Origin of the sequence: Streptomyces sp. NPDC050759, from assembly GCF_044456945.1 — a bacterium.
GTDB lineage: Bacteria > Actinomycetota > Actinomycetes > Streptomycetales > Streptomycetaceae > Streptomyces.
This window is the reverse complement of sequence record NZ_JBITGI010000003.1, coordinates 88,482-103,628: the sequence shown is the minus strand read 5'-3', so window position 1 is coordinate 103,628 and position 15,147 is coordinate 88,482. Positions and strand designations below refer to the sequence as shown.

The 15,147-nt window shown below is 71.5% G+C and carries 18 protein-coding genes; 6 read left to right on the top strand and 12 right to left on the bottom strand.

What is annotated here, in order from left to right:
* Window positions 1-22: 22 nt before the first annotated feature.
* Window positions 23-1,477, bottom strand: a complete 1,455-nt coding sequence (locus tag ACIBJB_RS10405; RefSeq protein ID WP_398928673.1) for an aldehyde dehydrogenase family protein — start codon at window positions 1,475-1,477, stop codon at window positions 23-25.
* 103 nt (window positions 1,478-1,580) lie between these two features.
* On the opposite strand from ACIBJB_RS10405, the gene ACIBJB_RS10400 reads away from it, so the two are divergent.
* Both ACIBJB_RS10400 and ACIBJB_RS10395 read left to right on the top strand, forming a co-directional pair.
* The gene (locus ACIBJB_RS10400) at window positions 1,581-2,018 is read left to right on the top strand and encodes a MarR family winged helix-turn-helix transcriptional regulator (protein WP_398928671.1); all 438 of its coding nucleotides are present in this window, start codon (window positions 1,581-1,583) and stop codon (window positions 2,016-2,018) included.
* A gap of 118 nt (window positions 2,019-2,136) precedes the next feature.
* Window positions 2,137-2,568: an anti-sigma factor antagonist gene (locus tag ACIBJB_RS10395; RefSeq protein WP_398928668.1), complete on the top strand. Its 432-nt coding sequence runs from the start codon at window positions 2,137-2,139 to the stop codon at window positions 2,566-2,568.
* Between the two features lie 52 nt (window positions 2,569-2,620).
* Here ACIBJB_RS10395 and ACIBJB_RS10390 read toward each other — a convergent pair whose 3' ends face one another.
* Window positions 2,621-3,574: a ribose-phosphate diphosphokinase gene (locus tag ACIBJB_RS10390; RefSeq protein ID WP_398928666.1), complete on the bottom strand. Its 954-nt coding sequence runs from the start codon at window positions 3,572-3,574 to the stop codon at window positions 2,621-2,623.
* Between the two features lie 199 nt (window positions 3,575-3,773).
* Here ACIBJB_RS10390 and otr(A) point away from each other — a divergent pair, with 199 nt between their 5' ends.
* Complete coding sequence (otr(A), locus tag ACIBJB_RS10385; RefSeq protein ID WP_398928664.1) at window positions 3,774-5,621, top strand: tetracycline resistance ribosomal protection protein Otr(A); 1,848 nt, start codon at window positions 3,774-3,776, stop codon at window positions 5,619-5,621.
* A gap of 6 nt (window positions 5,622-5,627) precedes the next feature.
* Here the strand turns inward: otr(A) and ACIBJB_RS10380 are convergent, their stop codons facing one another.
* Window positions 5,628-6,821: a cytochrome P450 gene (locus tag ACIBJB_RS10380; RefSeq protein ID WP_398928662.1), complete on the bottom strand. Its 1,194-nt coding sequence runs from the start codon at window positions 6,819-6,821 to the stop codon at window positions 5,628-5,630.
* Between the two features lie 151 nt (window positions 6,822-6,972).
* Between ACIBJB_RS10380 and ACIBJB_RS10375 the strand changes: the two genes are divergently transcribed.
* A complete protein-coding gene (locus tag ACIBJB_RS10375) occupies window positions 6,973-7,635 on the top strand; it encodes a DUF4230 domain-containing protein (RefSeq protein WP_398928660.1) in 663 nt (220 codons plus the stop codon).
* On the opposite strand, the gene ACIBJB_RS10370 is transcribed toward ACIBJB_RS10375, so the two are convergent.
* Genes ACIBJB_RS10370 through ACIBJB_RS10345 form a run of 6 tightly spaced genes read right to left on the bottom strand, consistent with a single transcriptional unit; the run spans window position 7,636 to window position 11,364 of the window.
* On the bottom strand, window positions 7,636-9,396 hold the full coding sequence (locus ACIBJB_RS10370; protein ID WP_398928657.1) for a complex I subunit 5 family protein: 1,761 nt from the start codon (window positions 9,394-9,396) through the stop codon (window positions 7,636-7,638).
* Window positions 9,396-9,743: a sodium:proton antiporter gene (locus ACIBJB_RS10365; protein WP_398928655.1), complete on the bottom strand. Its 348-nt coding sequence runs from the start codon at window positions 9,741-9,743 to the stop codon at window positions 9,396-9,398. The genes ACIBJB_RS10370 and ACIBJB_RS10365 overlap by 1 nt, the downstream gene beginning before the upstream one ends.
* Entirely contained in the window at window positions 9,743-10,483 is a 741-nt protein-coding gene (locus ACIBJB_RS10360) for an MnhB domain-containing protein (protein ID WP_398928653.1), read from the bottom strand. The genes ACIBJB_RS10365 and ACIBJB_RS10360 overlap by 1 nt, the downstream gene beginning before the upstream one ends.
* Complete coding sequence (locus ACIBJB_RS10355) at window positions 10,480-10,740, bottom strand: hydrogenase subunit MbhD domain-containing protein (RefSeq protein ID WP_280860863.1); 261 nt, start codon at window positions 10,738-10,740, stop codon at window positions 10,480-10,482. Before ACIBJB_RS10355 ends, ACIBJB_RS10360 begins: the two co-directional genes overlap by 4 nt.
* Window positions 10,733-11,185: a monovalent cation/H+ antiporter complex subunit F gene (locus ACIBJB_RS10350; RefSeq protein ID WP_398928651.1), complete on the bottom strand. Its 453-nt coding sequence runs from the start codon at window positions 11,183-11,185 to the stop codon at window positions 10,733-10,735. Before ACIBJB_RS10350 ends, ACIBJB_RS10355 begins: the two co-directional genes overlap by 8 nt.
* Window positions 11,182-11,364: a hypothetical protein gene (locus tag ACIBJB_RS10345; RefSeq protein ID WP_398928649.1), complete on the bottom strand. Its 183-nt coding sequence runs from the start codon at window positions 11,362-11,364 to the stop codon at window positions 11,182-11,184. Before ACIBJB_RS10345 ends, ACIBJB_RS10350 begins: the two co-directional genes overlap by 4 nt.
* 215 nt (window positions 11,365-11,579) lie before the next feature.
* Here ACIBJB_RS10345 and ACIBJB_RS10340 point away from each other — a divergent pair, with 215 nt between their 5' ends.
* Both ACIBJB_RS10340 and ACIBJB_RS10335 read left to right on the top strand, forming a co-directional pair.
* Window positions 11,580-12,173: a VanZ family protein gene (locus ACIBJB_RS10340; protein WP_398928646.1), complete on the top strand. Its 594-nt coding sequence runs from the start codon at window positions 11,580-11,582 to the stop codon at window positions 12,171-12,173.
* 109 nt (window positions 12,174-12,282) lie between these two features.
* Complete coding sequence (locus tag ACIBJB_RS10335) at window positions 12,283-13,503, top strand: RICIN domain-containing protein (protein WP_398928643.1); 1,221 nt, start codon at window positions 12,283-12,285, stop codon at window positions 13,501-13,503.
* 6 nt (window positions 13,504-13,509) lie between these two features.
* Here the strand turns inward: ACIBJB_RS10335 and ACIBJB_RS10330 are convergent, their stop codons facing one another.
* From ACIBJB_RS10330 to ACIBJB_RS10320, 3 genes are all read right to left on the bottom strand, one after another.
* The gene (locus ACIBJB_RS10330) at window positions 13,510-13,746 is read right to left on the bottom strand and encodes a hypothetical protein (protein ID WP_398928641.1); all 237 of its coding nucleotides are present in this window, start codon (window positions 13,744-13,746) and stop codon (window positions 13,510-13,512) included.
* A 210-nt stretch (window positions 13,747-13,956) separates the two neighbouring features.
* Window positions 13,957-14,139 (bottom strand): hypothetical protein, encoded by a 183-nt coding sequence (locus tag ACIBJB_RS10325; protein ID WP_398928639.1) that lies wholly within the window; start codon window positions 14,137-14,139, stop codon window positions 13,957-13,959.
* Between the two features lie 39 nt (window positions 14,140-14,178).
* A complete protein-coding gene (locus ACIBJB_RS10320) occupies window positions 14,179-14,988 on the bottom strand; it encodes an SDR family oxidoreductase (protein ID WP_398928636.1) in 810 nt (269 codons plus the stop codon).
* Window positions 14,989-15,147: the final 159 nt, after the last annotated feature.

The window sequence follows — 15,147 nt, the reverse complement described above, 5'->3', positions numbered from 1 at the left end:
TCAAGCGTGTTCGGGCGCGCGCTCAGTCGAGCGAGACGACGACGGACTTGACCCTGGTGTAGGCGTCGAGCGCCTCGGGGCCGTACTCGCGGCCGTAGCCGGAGTCCTTGACCCCGCCGAAGGGCACCGCGGGGTCGAGCATCGCCCAGTCGTTGACCCAGACGATGCCCGCCTGGAGGCGGTCCGCGACCCGGTGCGCGCGGGCGAGGTTCGTGGTCTGGACGCCCGACGCGAGGCCGTACGGCGTGGAGTTGGCGAGGGCGACGGCCTCGTCCTCGCTGTCGAAGGGCTGCACGGTCAGCACCGGTCCGAAGATCTCCTCCTGCACGACCCGTGAGTCGTTGGAGAGATCGGCGATGACGGTGGGCTTGTAGTAGAAGCCGCCGTCGAGGTCGAGGCGCTCGCCGCCGCAGACGATCCGGCCGCCCTCCTTGCGGGCCAGGTCGACGTACTCCTCGACCTTCTTCAGATGCTTCTCCCCCGCCATCGGACCGACGACGGTCCCGGGGTCGCGCGGGTCGCCGACCGGAACGCCGGGCACGGCGTCGGCCAGGATGCCCAGCAGAGTGCTGTGGACCGAGCGGGCCACGAGCAGACGCGGCCCGCCCATGCAGAACTGTCCGGTGTTGAAGACGAACGCCTTGATGATCGCGCCGACCGCCTTCTCCAGGTCGGCGTCCTCGAAGACGATGTTGGCCGCGTTGCCGCCGAGCTCCATGGTGACGGGCTTGAGCGCCTCGCCCGCCGTCGCCGCCACATGCCGGCCGATCGCCGTGGAGCCGGTGAAGGCGACCTTGTCGACGCCGCGGTGACGCAGCAGGGCCTCGCCGGCCACCGGTCCGGCGCCGGTGACCACGTTGACGACGCCGTCGGGGACGCCGGCCCGCTGGAGCAGTGCGGCCATGTACAGGGCGCTGAGCGGGGTCTCGTCGGCCGGCTTGTGCACGACCGTGTTGCCGGCGGCGAGCGCGGGGCCGATCTTGGAACCGGAGAGGATCAGCGGGAAGTTGAACGGGGTGATGGCGGCGACCACGCCGAGCGGCTCGCGTTTCGTATACGCGAGGGCGTTCATGGGCGTGTTGCGGACCGAGCCGTCCAGGGAGTGGGCGAGGGCCGCGAAGTGCTCGTAGTCGTTGGCCGCGTTGGTCACGTCCACGGCGTGGCACAGGGAGATCGGCTTGCCGACGTCCAGGCTCTCCAGCTGGGCGAGTTCGTCGGCGTTCTCGCGGATCAGCTCGGCGACCCGGTGCAGGATCCGGCCCCGCTCGCGACCGCTGAGGCCGGACCAGGCGCCGTCGTCGAAGGTCTCCCGGGCGGAGCGGACGGCCGCGTCCACGTCGGCGGCGCCGGCCTCCGCGACGGTGGTGACGACCGCCCCCCGGGACGGGTCGACCACCTCGGTGCGTGCGCCGTCGGCGGCCTCACGCCACTGGCCGCCCACAAACAGCCGTCCGGGTTCGATCTCGATGGGGGACATCGCCGCTCCTCAGCTTCGTCGCCAAGATTTCAACCAACAGGATTCCTGTTGGTTCGCAGTCTCTTTACAGACAGGTTTCCTGTCAATGGTCTAGCCTGAACCCATGCTCGACACACAGGTGACCAAGGCGCCCCCGTCGCTCCTCTACATGGTGAAACAGGTGGAGCTCGTCGTCCGTTCCCATCTGGACGAGCTGGTCAAGCCGTCCGGGATCACCGCTCTGCAGTACACGGCCCTCACGGTCCTCGAGCGGCACGACGGGCTGTCGGCGGCGCAACTGGCCCGGGACTCCTTCGTCACCGCCCAGTCGATCGCCGATCTCGTGCGCTCCCTGGAGACCCGCGGACTGGTGCGCCGGGAGCGCAATCCGAAGAACCGCCGCGAACTGCTGATCCTGCTGACCGAGGAGGGGCGCGCGCTGCTCGCCCAGCACGAGGGCCCCGTGCGGGAGCTGGAGGACCGGATGGTGCGGGACCTCACCGCGCACCAGACCGAGCAGTTCCGTCAAGCGTTGACCAGGGCCTGGCACGCCCTGTCGTGAGCCGGGCGCGTGCCCCGCGCGAACCCGTTGCGAACTGGCGGCCGCAATTCGCAGACATATGTCAATCGAACATGCTCAAATTCACTCCATCGAGGGTAACTTGCAGGGCGGGGGACGGATGTGCACGCACCCCATGCCGCCTGTGGAGCCGGTTGGAGGCGATGTCGTCGTGCAGCAGGATTCCGCACCGCCCTCCCGGCATCTGCGCGTCCACCAGGACCGCGGTCACACGGTGCTGGAGTTCCGCGGGGAGATCGACATCGCCGCGGCCGTGGAGCTCCTCCCCCACCTGGACCGCGCCACGGGGCAGCCCGACGCACGGCTGGTCATCGACCTCAGCGGAGTGGAGTTCTTCGACTGCTCCGGCCTTCGGCTGCTGTACCGGGCCCGCTCGCGTGTGCTCGACAACAACGGCAGGCTGCTCCTGGTCTGTACCCATCCGCTCACGCTGCGGGTCGTCCGGGTGACCGGCCTGTCCCGGCTGCTGCCCCCGCTGCCGTCGCTTGACGCGGCCCTGGACCAGCCCGAGGCCACGTCCGAGGCGTTATGACCGTGCGCTGTCCGCTATGACCGTGCGCTCTTCACTCCGGGGCGAATCGACGCTATTCACTCCGGGGCGAGTCGAACAGGGCGCTGACGGACTCACCGTTGTGAATGCGCCGTACGGCCTCGGCGAGCGCGGGGGCGATGGACAGGATCCGCAGCTTGTCGGTGCGCTCCTCGTCGGGGACCGGCACGGTGTTGGTGCACACGATCTCCAGTACGTCGGGCTGCTCGCCGATCCTCTTGAGGGCACCGTCCGCGAACAGGCCGTGCGTGCACGCGACCCGGATGGAGCGCGGACCCAACTCCCGTAGTCTGTCGAGCAGTTCCAGGACCGTGCTGCCCTTGGCGATCTCGTCGTCCAGCACGATGACGTCCCGTCCGGCGACCTCGCCGATGACGTCGCTGATGCTGACCCGGTCGTCGGCGAACCGCTGCTTGGCGCCCGCGGCCACCTGGGCGCCGATCAGCCGGGCGAAGGCGGCCGCCTCCTTGGCGTTGCCGAGGTCCGGGGAGACGACGGTGGTGCGGGTCAGGTCGTACTGCCGGAAGTGCGCGGCCAGCTCGCGCAGGGCGTGCAGGTGGTCGACGGGCACCGAGAAGAAGCCGTGCACCTGCGGGGAGTGCAGGGTCATGGCGAGGACACGGCTCGCCCCGGCCGACACCATCAGGTCGGCGACGAGCCGCCCGCCGAGGGAGATGCGGGGCTCGTCCTTCTTGTCGGAGCGGGCGTAGGAGTAGTGCGGCATGACGACGGTGATCCGGCGCGCCGAGGCACCGCGTGCCGCGTCGCACATCAGCAGCAGCTCCACCAGGTGCTCCTGGACCGGCCTGACCAGCGGCTGGATGAGGAAGACGTCCCGCTCCCGGCAGTTCGCCTGGAGCTGCACCTCCAGGCAGTCGTTGGCGAACCGGCTGACCCGGGTGGGGCTGAGCGGCACACCGAGATGCGCGCAGACCTCCGCCGCCAGCTCGGGGTGGGCGCTACCGCTGAACACGGCGATGTCTCGCACGGGCCTGCTCCTAGGATGATCATCTCGGGCTGCCGGGATCATGCTACTGGCCGCCGATATTCGGTTGCGGTGCCCCGGTCCGCCGGCGCCATCATGGGCGCGACCGTGTCTCCTCACGTCAGGATCCCTCACATGCGCCGACTCCTCGAATCGACCCAGCGCCCCCTTCGGCCCACGGTTCTCGAGGACTCGACCACGCATGCACACCCTGAACATCGGCATTCTGGCCCACGTCGACGCCGGTAAGACCAGCCTCACCGAGCGCCTGCTCTTCGACCACGGCGCGATCGACCGGCTCGGCAGCGTCGACACCGGTGACACCCGCACGGACGACGGCGCGATCGAGCGGCAGCGCGGCATCACCATCCGCTCCGCGGTCGCCTCCTTCACCGTCGGCGACACCCGGATCAACCTCATCGACACCCCGGGCCACTCCGACTTCATCGCCGAGGTCGAGCGCGCTCTGGAGGTCCTCGACGGCGCGGTGCTGCTGCTGTCCGCCGTGGAGGGCGTGCAGGCGCAGACCCGGGTACTGATGCGGACCCTGCGCAGGCTACGGCTGCCCACCCTGGTCTTCGTCAACAAGATCGACCGGACGGGCGCCCGCGCCGAGGGCCTGCTCACCGACATCCGGCGCCGGCTGACGCCGTACGTCGCCCCGCTGACACAGGTGGCGGGCATCGGCACGTCCGACGCCCACGTGAGCGTCCTCGCGAAGGACGACCGGCGACTGGCCGAGGCTCTCGCCGACGTGGACCCGGACATCCTCACGGCGGTCGTGGACGGCCCCGAGCCCACCCCGGACGACCTCCACAAGGCCCTCGCCGCCCGCACCGCCGACGGCTCCTTCCACCCGGTGTTCTTCGGCTCCGCCCTCGGCGGCCAGGGCGTCCCCGAACTGGTCGAGGGGATGGTCCGGCTGATCCCCCGCCCTCCCGTGACACCCACGGGTGATCCGCGCGGGACGGTGTTCGCCGTGCGGCCCGGACCCGGCGGCGAGCGCACCGCCTATCTGCGGCTCTACGGCGGTGAGGTGACCGAACGGCAGCGCCTCACCCTCCTCAGGCGCGAGGCCGACGGGACGACCAGCCGGGTGTCCGGGCGGGTCACCCGTCTAGCCGGGCCGCTGACCGCGGGGAACATCGCGGCGCTGACCTTCTCCTCCGGCCTGCGCGTGGGCGACCGTCTCGGCGAACTCACCGAGCGCGCACCGCAGTTCGCGCCCCCGACCCTGGAAACCCTGGTCACCGCCCGCCACCCCGGACAGGCGGCGCGGCTGCGCTCGGCGCTGCTGACCCTCGCCGAACAGGACCCGCTGATCCACGCCCGTCCCACGCCCGGCGGCGCCACCACACTGCTGTTGTACGGCGAGGTCCAGATGGAGGTGCTCGCGGCGACCCTCGCCCAGGACTTCGGTGTCGAGGCGGACTTCGAGCCGGCCCGGGTCCGGTATCTGGAGCGCCCGCGCGGTTCGGGGGAGGCGGACGAAGGCAATCCCTGGCATCTCGGGACCCGCTACTGGGCGACGATCGGACTGCGGGTCGAGCCGGGCGAGCGTGGCTCCGGCGGGGTGTTCGCGTACGAGACCGAACTCGGCGCATTGCCACGGGCGTTCCACCAGGCCATCGAGGAGACGGTCCACGCGAGCATGCGGACCGGGCTGACGGGTGCGACCGTGACGGACTACCGCGTCGTCCTGGTCCGCTCCGGTTTCGTGGCGCCGCTCAGTACCGCAGCCGACTTCCGGGGGCTCACGCCGATCGTGCTGCGCCGGGCCCTGGAGCGGGCCGGGACGCGGCTGTTCGAGCCGTACCACGCGTTCGAGGCGGAGATCCCCCTCGACGCGCTGGCCCCGGTGACCGCGCAACTCGCCTCGGCGGGCGCCGAGTTCACGGGGACTACCGGCGGCAGCACCGCATGGCTGATCACCGGCGAGCTCCCGGCCCGCAGGGTGCGCGAGATCGAACTGCGACTGCCCGGTCTCACGCACGGCGAAGGGGTGTGGTGGTCCAGGCCCTCGGGCGACCGGGAACTCAAGCCCCACTAGGAGTGCTCACCACGACACCGGCAGCCGCCGCGGCCCCCGTGTCATCTGCCCCTCCCGCCACTCGATCGTCTCCGGCGTGAACTCGGCCCGCAGTCCAGGGAACCGGACCGCCAGCCGGTGCAGGGCCAGCCCCAGCTCCAGGCGGGCCAGCCACGCGCCCAGGCAGTGGTGGGGGCCGGCGCCGAAAACCACGCTCGGTGTGGTCAGCGGGGCGAAGAGATCGGTCTCGTCGGGCTGCGGGAAGACGTCCGGGTCCCGGTTCGCCGCGTTGGTCTGGACGGCGACCACGGCCCCCGCCGGGATCGTCACCCCGCCGACCTCGACGTCCTCGACGGCCCGGCGGATCAGCCCGGGCAGCACCCTGCCCTCGCTCAGCGGGATCGTGCGCAGGAGCTGTTCGACGGCGGTCTCGGCCGACTCCTGGCTCTCGGCGAGACCGGGCCAGGCATGCCGCCCGTCGGTGAGGAGGTGGACGACGATGTTCCCGAGGGCGGTCATGGTCGTCTCGTGTCCGGCGACGACCAGGCCCAGGACCAGGATGACCAGCCGCGACTCCTCGATCCCGAGGCCGTCGCCGGCGACGACCAGGGCGCTCACCAGGTCGTCGCCCGGCTCCTTGCGCCGCTCGGCGACCAGTTCCGCACAGAACAGGCCGAACTCCCGCATGGCCGCTCCGACTTCCTCGGCGGTGTGCGCGCCGCCGGACAGGGCGTGGTCGGCCCAGTCGCGGATGCGCTCCCAGTCGGCGTGTTCCAGGCCCATCAGCCGGGAGATCACCGACACCGGCAGCCGGCGGGTGAACCCCTCGACGATGTCGGCGGGTCGCGGCTGCCCCGCGAGGTCGTCGAGGAGGGTCTCCACCACGGAGGCGGTCCAGGGCCGCCAGCGGGCGATCGCGCGCGGGGTGAAGGCCCGCTGGACCGTGCCGCGCAGCAGCTGGTGGGGCGGGCCGTCCTGGTTGATGAGGCCGTCCGGGGAGTCCAGCAGGTTCGGTACGAGGAGCAGCGGCGGGGCGTCCTCCTCGTGGAGCGACTTCCTGTTGAAGCGGGGGTCCATGAGCACCTGGCGCACGTCGGCGTAGCGGGTCACGAGCCACACCGGGGTGCCGGTGGCCAGGGTGGTGAGCCGGGGCGGGCCGTTCTCGGGCAGGGGGATGCGGTGCATGGGACGAAGGGTGCGGGACGTGCTGTCTGTGGTCATCCGGGTCTCCAGACACGCCGGTACGCGGAGTTCTCCACGCTAGTGCGCCCCGCTGTGTCCCGGCAGTGTCCCAATCGGCCAACAAGACGGTCCCGCAGGGCTTTTGGGGGTCATCCCTGGGCATCCGTGCAGTAGGAAGGAGGGCCGTCGCATGACGACTCCCATCAGGCGCGTGTCCAGGCGCATGCCCGGCTGGGCGAAGATACTGACCGCCGTCGTGGTGGTGCTCGTGGTGTTCTTCGCCGGGATCCGGTTCAGTGTGCTCCCTGGCCTCAAGGACCTGTTCGGCACGGAGACCCACGACCGTTCGGGTCCCGCACTTCTGGAGTCCATCCAGGACATCAGCCGTTACGACGCCGCCTCCGGCAATTTCCAGGTCGTCGTGGACCTGGAGAAGGACACCAAGTACCTGCCCGACGCGATCCGCGGCTCCCGCACCCTGTATGTCGGGGCAGGCGCCGTGGACGCCTACGTCGACCTCGGCAAGGTCGCCAAGAACGACGTGACGGTCAACGAGGACCGCACGGCCGCCACCCTCCACCTGCCGCACGCCCAGCTCGGCAAGGCCACCCTGGACGCCGACCGCTCCTACGCGGTCTCCAAGCAGCGCGGTCTGCTCGACCGGCTCGGCGACTTCTTCTCCGACAACCCCAACGGCGAACAGGCCGTGCAGAAGCTCGCGGTGAAGCACATCACCGAGGCGGCGAAGGAGAGCGAGCTGACCAAACGGGCCGAGACCAACACCACCAACATGCTCAAGGGACTGCTGAACTCGCTCGGCTTCAAGAAGGTCGAGGTCACCTACGGCACCTGATCAGCCGCCGAGCATGCCCGGCAGGGTGAGGGCACCGAGCACGGTGGTGCCGACCAGTACCCAGGCCACGTAGTCGCCGACGTGCCCGGACTGCAGGCGCCGCAGCCACAGCGCCCGGTCCGGTGCGGCGAACGGCTGCGGGCGGATGACGGCGAGGAGGGCGAGGACCCCGGCCAGGAGGGTCGAGACCAGGCCCAGCAGGGCCCCGGCCGGGGTCCAGTGGACGGAGGTGAACACGCCCGCGGACCCGGTCTCGTTCACGGAGTGCGCGACCACCTTCGCGAAACCGGGGGCCACGCCGACGGTGACGGCTCCGGCGAGCAGCACGGCGGGCACCGCGGTCATGGTGTCCGGAATCCGGCTGAGCCGGTGCCGGGTCTCGGGCCGTTCGCCGGAGCCGGTGGTCTCGTACCCCGAACCGACCTCGGGCCTGGGGCCCAGGCCCAGGAACACCCGGGCGGCGACCCGCAGCACGGCCGCGGCGGTCACCGCGCTCGCCGCCACGTACAGCACCGTGAGCGGGCCTCCCACGGCCTCCTCCGTCACCGACTTGCCGAGTGCCGTGCCGAACGGTGGCAGGCCCGCCAGACCGAGGGCTCCCAGGACGAACAGCACGCCGACGCCCTTCAGTTCGCGGGCCCTGCCGTGCAGGGCGTGCTCGTCGACGCTGCCGTAGCGGTCGAGGAGGATGCCGGTGCACGCGAACAGGGCCGCCTTCACTCCGGCGTGGCCGAGGACGTACAGGGCGATCCCGTCGTCGGCCTCGGGCTTCAGGACGCCGATGCCGACGAGGAAGAGCCCGGTGTGGGCGACCGTGGAGTAGGCCAGCAGCCGTTTGATGTGCCGCTGGTACCAGCACATCACCGCGCCGATCACGGCCGTCAGCGCGCCCAGCGCCACGAGGGCCCGCTCGAACTCGGGGGCCGGGACGCCGCCGGGTCCGGAGAAGACCGTGCCGTAGACGCGCCAGACGCCGAAGGCGCCGAGTTCGACCATGACACCCGACAGCAGCATGCACACCGGGGTGGGGGCGACGGCGTGCGCGTCGGGCAGCCAGAAGTGGAAGGGGACGGCGGCCGCCTTGACCAGCAGTCCGGTCATGACCAGGACGAACGCGGCGAGGACCAGGGCATCGGGGCGGCCGTGCGCGTCCAGTCCCCGGCCGATCTTGTGCATACCCAGCTCGCCGGTGCGCGCGTACAGCAGTCCGATGCCCATGAGCATGGCGTAGGCGCCGAGCGAGGTGACGACCGCGAAGGTCAGCGCGCCCTGCACGGCCCGGGCCTCCTCGACCCGGTGCCCGGTCAGGGCGTACGCCACGACGCTCATCAGCTCGAACCACACGAACGCGTTGAACAGGTCGCCCGCGATCGCGAACCCGCACATGCCGCCCTGGAAGAGCAGCAGGAGCGCGGGGAAGGAACCGGCGTGACCGCGCGGCGGTTCGTCGAAGTAGCGCCAGGAGTACGCCAGTGCCGCCAGGGTGAGCAGGGAGGCCAGCGCGGCCATGCCGAGGCCGGGCCCGTCGCCGATCAGGACGATGCCGACGCTCTGCCCCTCCACGGGGGTCCAGCCGCCGGCCCACTCCAGGAAGGGCGGGGAGGACTTCAGCAGGAGGACGAGGGCGAGGGCGGCCGTGCCCGCGGAGACCGCGCAGCCGACGGTCTCCGCGACGGGCCGGGGCACCAGGCGGCCGCCGGCGACCAGCAGGGCGGCGCCCAGCAGCGGTACGGCCACCAGCAGGGGCAGCAGGGCGTCCATCAGCCGCGCAGCTCGGAGAGTTCGTCGGGGTCGACGGTGCCGTGCCGTTTGGAGATCTGCACGACGAGGGCGAGCAGCAGGGCGGTGACGGTGGCGCCGACGACGACGTCGGTCAGCGTCAGGGCCTGCACGACCGGGTCGACGACCGGGCGCGAGCCGGGTTCCAGGTCGGAGAAGACGGGGGCGGTGGCGCCGTCGCGGTAGCCGACCGTGAGCAGCAGGACGTAGGTGCCGGCCTGGCACACGGAAAGGCAGCCGACGGCGTGGATCAGGTTGCGGCTGGTGGCGAGGCCGTAGCAGCCGGCCAGGAAGACCCATCCGGCCACCAGATAGGGAAAGACGTCCATCACTTCCCGTTCCCCTCCTCGATCTCGACGGCCTGGTCCAGGAAGCGGGCGAGCAGGACGACGACCGCGCAGGCGACCTCCATGCCGACGGCCGCGTTCAGCAGGGGGACGGTGCCGCCGGAGGACAGCGTGTTGAACGTGCCGTACGGCAGCACGGTGTTGGCGAGGAAGGCCGTACCGCCGATCAGTCCGGCGAGGCCGGTGACGAGGTAGGCGGAGGTCGCGATCGCGTCGCCGGTCTCGTACAGGCCGACCGGCCGGACACGTTCCAGGGCCTGGTAGTCGGCGCCCAGGTAGAGCAGGTGCAGGGAGGTCGCGGCGACGACTCCGCCCTGGAAGCCGCCGCCGGGGCTGAGCTGGCCGTGGGCGATCACGTAGAGGCCGGTGAGCAGGGCGACGGGCAGGACGAGGAGGGCGTGGCGGCGGACCGGGCGGGCCACCTTCTCGGGGGCGGGGCGGTCGCGGTGTTCGTCGCGGGTCTGCCGCAGCAGGATCACGCAGCCGATGACGGCCGAGAAGAGGATGGTCATCTCGCCGAGGGTGTCGAAGGCGCGCTGGTCGAAGTTGACGGAGGCGATGGTGTTGGCGGTGTGCCGGGCCAGGGAGGCGTGGACGGCGCGGTCGCCGTAGGGGTGGCGGTCGCCGCCGAAGGCGGGCAGGTCGAGGGCGGCGGCCGCGAAGAGGGTCGCCAGGCCCGTGCCGCCCACCGCCAGGAGCCACAGTCGGACGCGTCGGCTCACCGGTGGCGTCCTTCCTTCCGCCCGCGCCGCTTCACCTTGTGGACCGCGAGCAGGAGCAGCAGCGGGGTGAGGGCGGAGCCGACCGCGAGCTGCGACAGGGCCACGTCGGGTGCCTGGAGCACGGTGAACAGGACCGCGAGGACCACGCCGAGCACGGACAGCACGAGGGCCTGGCGCACGGGGTCGCGGACGGCCACCGCCGCCGTCGCGGAGACGGCGACCAGCAGCAGTGCGACGACGATCACCGCGTCAGCCACGGCGGACCTCCGGGAACCCGCCGGACAGGGCACGTGAGGCGACGACGTTCCCGCCGATCAGCAGGACGCCGACGACCAGGAGCTTGGCCATGGCCCGGCTCGGCCCGACGGCCACGCACACCGCGGGGACGACCACCGTACTGACCGCGGCGGCCGCGTAGGTCAGGGCCCAGGCGCTCGGCGGGTCCTCGGCCAGTTCCTCGGCGAGCAGCCGGGCGAAGACGAGGGTGCCGACCGGGCCCAGCAGGGCCAGGACCAGGGCGAGATCGACGTAGGAGGGGCGGTCGTAGCCCTGGGAGAGCAGCAGGAGGGCGGGACAGGCGAACGCGGTGCACAGGTTCTGTGCCACGACCCGGCGCCTGAGCGGGCCGGTGGCGACGCCCCACACGGTGGCGCCCACTCCCCCGCCGAGGGTGCCGGCCGCCGCGAGGATCCAGCCGTTCACCGGCCGGTCACCGCCCGTCGGGCGGCCCGGGCGGCGAGTGCCCCGAGGCAGGCGGCGCCCGCGCCGACCGCGAGTTCCAGGGTGTCCACGGTGCTGACGAACACGAGCCAGAGCACGGCGAGCGCGGTCCACCAGCCGAGGAGTTCGGCCGTGGCGAGAAGTGTTGTACGCCCGCTCATGCGCCACCTCCTCGCCGCCGCGGCCTGGGACAGGTCCGTCGCGCGCCATCCAAACACCGGCCCGAGGGCGTGCGGTGGCGACGCGCGCGGTACTCAGCCCGGAGTGCCCCGACCGTACGAAGGGAAACCGGGGACCGGTCGGGGCGCGGCGGCATTCTCGGGCCGTTCAGGGGTAATCGCCTTTCGACACGGGGAAGTTGAGAGTGGAGGACTTAATGGCCTGGGCGCCCTCACGTTCGCGAGCGGGGTCGGACACCGGCACGGCCAAGACCGAGCGCGCGGCGAAACCCGCCCGCCCGCGGCGCGATCCGCTCTCCCTCGTCGTCCGTTTCGTGGCGATGGTGTTCGCCTTCGCGTTCATGGTGGCGTTCGCCGTCGTCCTGGCCCGGCTGACCCTGGAGCCCTCGCCCGCTTCGGTGGACCTCACCCACACCAACCTGCATCCCGGCTCCTCCCTCAAGGCGTATCTGGACCAGCCCGAGATGCGGGACGCCGTCAAGCAGATCGGCGGGAACATCCTGCTGGGCGTGCCGTTCGGGATCCTGGTGCCGATCCTGGCTCCCAAGACCCGCGGGCTGCTGCGGATCCTGCTGCTGACGGCCGTGGTGATGCTGCTGGTCGAGTTCGCGCAGGGCGCGCTCGTGGAGGGGCGGGCGTTCGACATCGACGACGTCATCCTCAACACGGCCGGCGCTCTGATCGGCTATCTGCTGCTGGGACGGCGGCTGAGCCGGGCGGTGCACAAGAGGCCGACCGTCAAGAGGCCGGCCGTCAAGAAGCCTGCCGCCAAGTCGGCGAAGAAGGCGTAAGGAATCCTCCTGACTCAACTCCTGGTCTGTACCAAAGTATTGACGGCCCCTTAGCTCACTCCTTAAATCAAGAGGCGACACCTTCACCCCCCGCCTCGAAGGAAGAGCCGTGGCCGCCTCACGCCTGCTGCGCAGATGTCTCCTCGCCGCCCTGTCCGCCGTCCTCATTTCGTCGGGTACCGCCCAGGCGGACCCACCCGCCGTCACCGCCGCCGCGGTGACCTTCTCCGACACCTTCGACGGGCCCGCCGGAGCCGCCGTCGACTCCTCGAAGTGGCAGATCGAGACCGGCGACAACGTCAACAACCATGAGAGGCAGTACTACACGTCGGGCAACAAGAACGCCGCTCTCGACGGCCAGGGCCATCTCGTGATCACGGCCCGGCGCGAGAACCCGGCGAACTACCAGTGCTGGTACGGCACCTGCCAGTACACGTCGGCCCGGCTGAACACCTCCGGGAGGTTCACGGCGCAGTACGGGCACGTCGAGGCTCGGATGAGGATCCCGCGGGGGCAGGGCATGTGGCCGGCGTTCTGGATGCTCGGCACCCCGGTCAACTGGCCGGACTCGGGCGAGATCGACGTCATGGAGAACGTCGGCTTCGAGCCCTCGACCGTGCACGGCACGATCCACGGCCCCGGCTACTCCGGCTCGGGCGGCATAGGCGCCGGCTACTCCCTGCCGAACGGCCAGGCGTTCGCGGACGCCTTCCACACCTTCGCCGTGGACTGGGCACCCGACTCGATCACCTGGTCCGTGGACGGAAACGTCTACCAGCGCCGCACGCCCGCCGACCTGGGCGGCCGCACCTGGGTGTTCGACAAGCCGTTCTTCCTGATCCTGAACCTCGCGGTGGGCGGCTACTGGCCCGGCGACCCGGACGGCTCCACGGTCTTTCCTCAGCAGCTCGTGGTGGACCACGTGTCGGTGACCACCGGCGACACGGCGACGGGGGCGGCGATCCGGGGCCTGGCCGGCAAGTGCGTGGACGTCGCCGGGGCGAACCCCGCGAACGGGACCGCCGTACAGCTCTACGACTGCAACGGCACCGCCGCCCAGCAGTGGACCGTCGGCTCGGACGGCACGATCCGCGCGCTCGGCAAGTGCCTGGACGTGACGGGCGGCGGCACCGCGGACGGGACCGCGGTCCAGCTCTACGACTGCAACGGCTCCGGGGCCCAGCGGTGGACCGTCACGGGGGCACGCGACATCGTCAACCCGCAGGCCGACAAGTGCCTCGACGTGACCGGCAACAGCTCGGCCAACGGCACCCGGCTGCAGCTGTGGACCTGCACGGGCGGCGCCAACCAGAAGTGGACCGTGGGCTGAACCGGGTCAGTGCCGGGTCCAGGTGAACTTGTCTCCGCCCACCCAGCGGACCACGTCCGGGTCGTCCAGGTCGTGGACCGTGATGCCGAAGGCGGCGGCCGCCTCCAGGACGTCGGTGACGGCCCTCGCCTCGCCGACCACCTCCCCGTCGATCTCCACGATCCGGAACGGAGGCGTGGTCGGCTGGACCCCGAGCACGATGATCCGCGGCTTGGCGATGTGCGGGCTCGCGATTTCGGTCATGCATAGAGCGTAGAACGCAATGCCCGGGAATGAGGGGCGCGCGTCGACCGCCGAGCAGCGCGAGGACCGCCGCCTCGACCCCTCCCTGGGTGGCCGGCCGCCCGAAGTCCCCGTGTTCGCCCAGCCGGGTGAGCGTGGGGCGGACGGTCCTCCCCTGCTCGGACAGCTCGGGCCATCTGCCGGATGGGCGAAGGTGAGCTCGTCGCGGCCTCAGGGGACGTGTTCACGGAGCATGGTCGTCAGACATGCCCCGGCAGGGCGGGCCACCTCCCGCATGTGCTTGTGCTCGGCCTGCTCCTGCTGGGCGCGGAACCGCTCGGGGTACAGGTACTGACGGCGACCGGCGTCGTCGGTGCCCGCCGCCTGGAGATGGCGCAAAATGCTCCCGGCCACAGCCGGACCCGGGGCGGTCGCACGTGCTGGTCCGCGGTCTCAAGGGCGCCGCCACTCGTCGTCCCCGAGGTGTGAGCCGGCCTGCGGGCCCATCCGGAGCATGCCGCCGTCGACACTCCAGGACGCGCCGGTGACATACGTGGCCTCGGGGCCGGCGAGGAAGGCGATCACGGCGGCCACCTCACGGGCGTCCCCCGGACGGCCGAGCGGGACGCCGGGGCGGTCCTCGGTGTGGACGTCGGTGTCGTCCTGGCCGGTCATCGGGGTGGCGATCTCTCCGGGCGCGACCGCGTTGACGGTGATGCCGTGCTCGGCGAGTTCCAGGGCCATGACCTGGGTGAGCAGCCCGAGGCCGCCCTTGGCCGCGCAGTAGGGGGCGGCGCCGACCCGCGGCTGGTGCTCGTGAACGGACGTCACGTTGACGATCCGGCCACCCGAGCCCTGCCGGATCATGTGCCGGGCGGCCCGCTGGCCGCACAGGAAGGGCCCGACGAGGTCGACGTCGAGGACCTCGCGGACGGTGTCGAGCTCCAGGTCGAGGAAGGGCGTCATGGTGCCCGTGCCCGCGTTGTTGACCAGGACGTCGAGGCGGCCGAGCCGGTCGCACAGCTCGTCGACCGTGCCTGCGGCGACGGGCAGCCGCGTGAGGTCCATCTGGGCCACCGCGGCCCGCTGACCGTGGGCGCGGACCTCCTCGGCGGTCTCCTCGGCACCCTTGAGATCGGTGTGCCAGGTGATGCCGATGTCCATCCCCGCCCGGGCCAGCCGGATGGCGGTGGCCCTGCCGATGCCGGAGTCGGCTCCGGTGATCACGGCCACCTTGCTGCGGGGTGCGGTGGGGGCGGACATCTGGGCCTCCTCGGGAAGGGGGGCGTCGTCAGGGGCGACGAGGCGGTTGCCGGACGTCCGGGGTCCGAGGTCCGCGTGACATCCGACGAGGCATCGCAGTACCCGGCGGCGTACCGGACAAACCGCTCGCCCGTCGTGCGGGCCCGGTGGGCGTGGGGA

Bases quoted from the DNA above. Each gene is read 5' to 3' on its own strand.
- ACIBJB_RS10375 (WP_398928660.1), top strand. From the start codon at position 6,973: ATGACGACTCCCATCAGGCGCGTGTCCAGGCGCATGCCCGGCTGGGCG.
- ACIBJB_RS10405 (WP_398928673.1), bottom strand. From the start codon at position 1,477: ATGTCCCCCATCGAGATCGAACCCGGACGGCTGTTTGTGGGCGGCCAG.
- ACIBJB_RS10400 (WP_398928671.1), top strand. From the start codon at position 1,581: ATGCTCGACACACAGGTGACCAAGGCGCCCCCGTCGCTCCTCTACATG.
- ACIBJB_RS10330 (WP_398928641.1), bottom strand. From the start codon at position 13,746: ATGACCGAAATCGCGAGCCCGCACATCGCCAAGCCGCGGATCATCGTG.
- ACIBJB_RS10395 (WP_398928668.1), top strand. From the start codon at position 2,137: ATGTGCACGCACCCCATGCCGCCTGTGGAGCCGGTTGGAGGCGATGTC.
- ACIBJB_RS10340 (WP_398928646.1), top strand. From the start codon at position 11,580: ATGGCCTGGGCGCCCTCACGTTCGCGAGCGGGGTCGGACACCGGCACG.
- ACIBJB_RS10370 (WP_398928657.1), bottom strand. From the start codon at position 9,396: ATGGACGCCCTGCTGCCCCTGCTGGTGGCCGTACCGCTGCTGGGCGCC.
- ACIBJB_RS10380 (WP_398928662.1), bottom strand. From the start codon at position 6,821: ATGACCACAGACAGCACGTCCCGCACCCTTCGTCCCATGCACCGCATC.
- ACIBJB_RS10320 (WP_398928636.1), bottom strand. From the start codon at position 14,988: ATGTCCGCCCCCACCGCACCCCGCAGCAAGGTGGCCGTGATCACCGGA.
- ACIBJB_RS10365 (WP_398928655.1), bottom strand. From the start codon at position 9,743: ATGGACGTCTTTCCCTATCTGGTGGCCGGATGGGTCTTCCTGGCCGGC.
- ACIBJB_RS10345 (WP_398928649.1), bottom strand. From the start codon at position 11,364: ATGAGCGGGCGTACAACACTTCTCGCCACGGCCGAACTCCTCGGCTGG.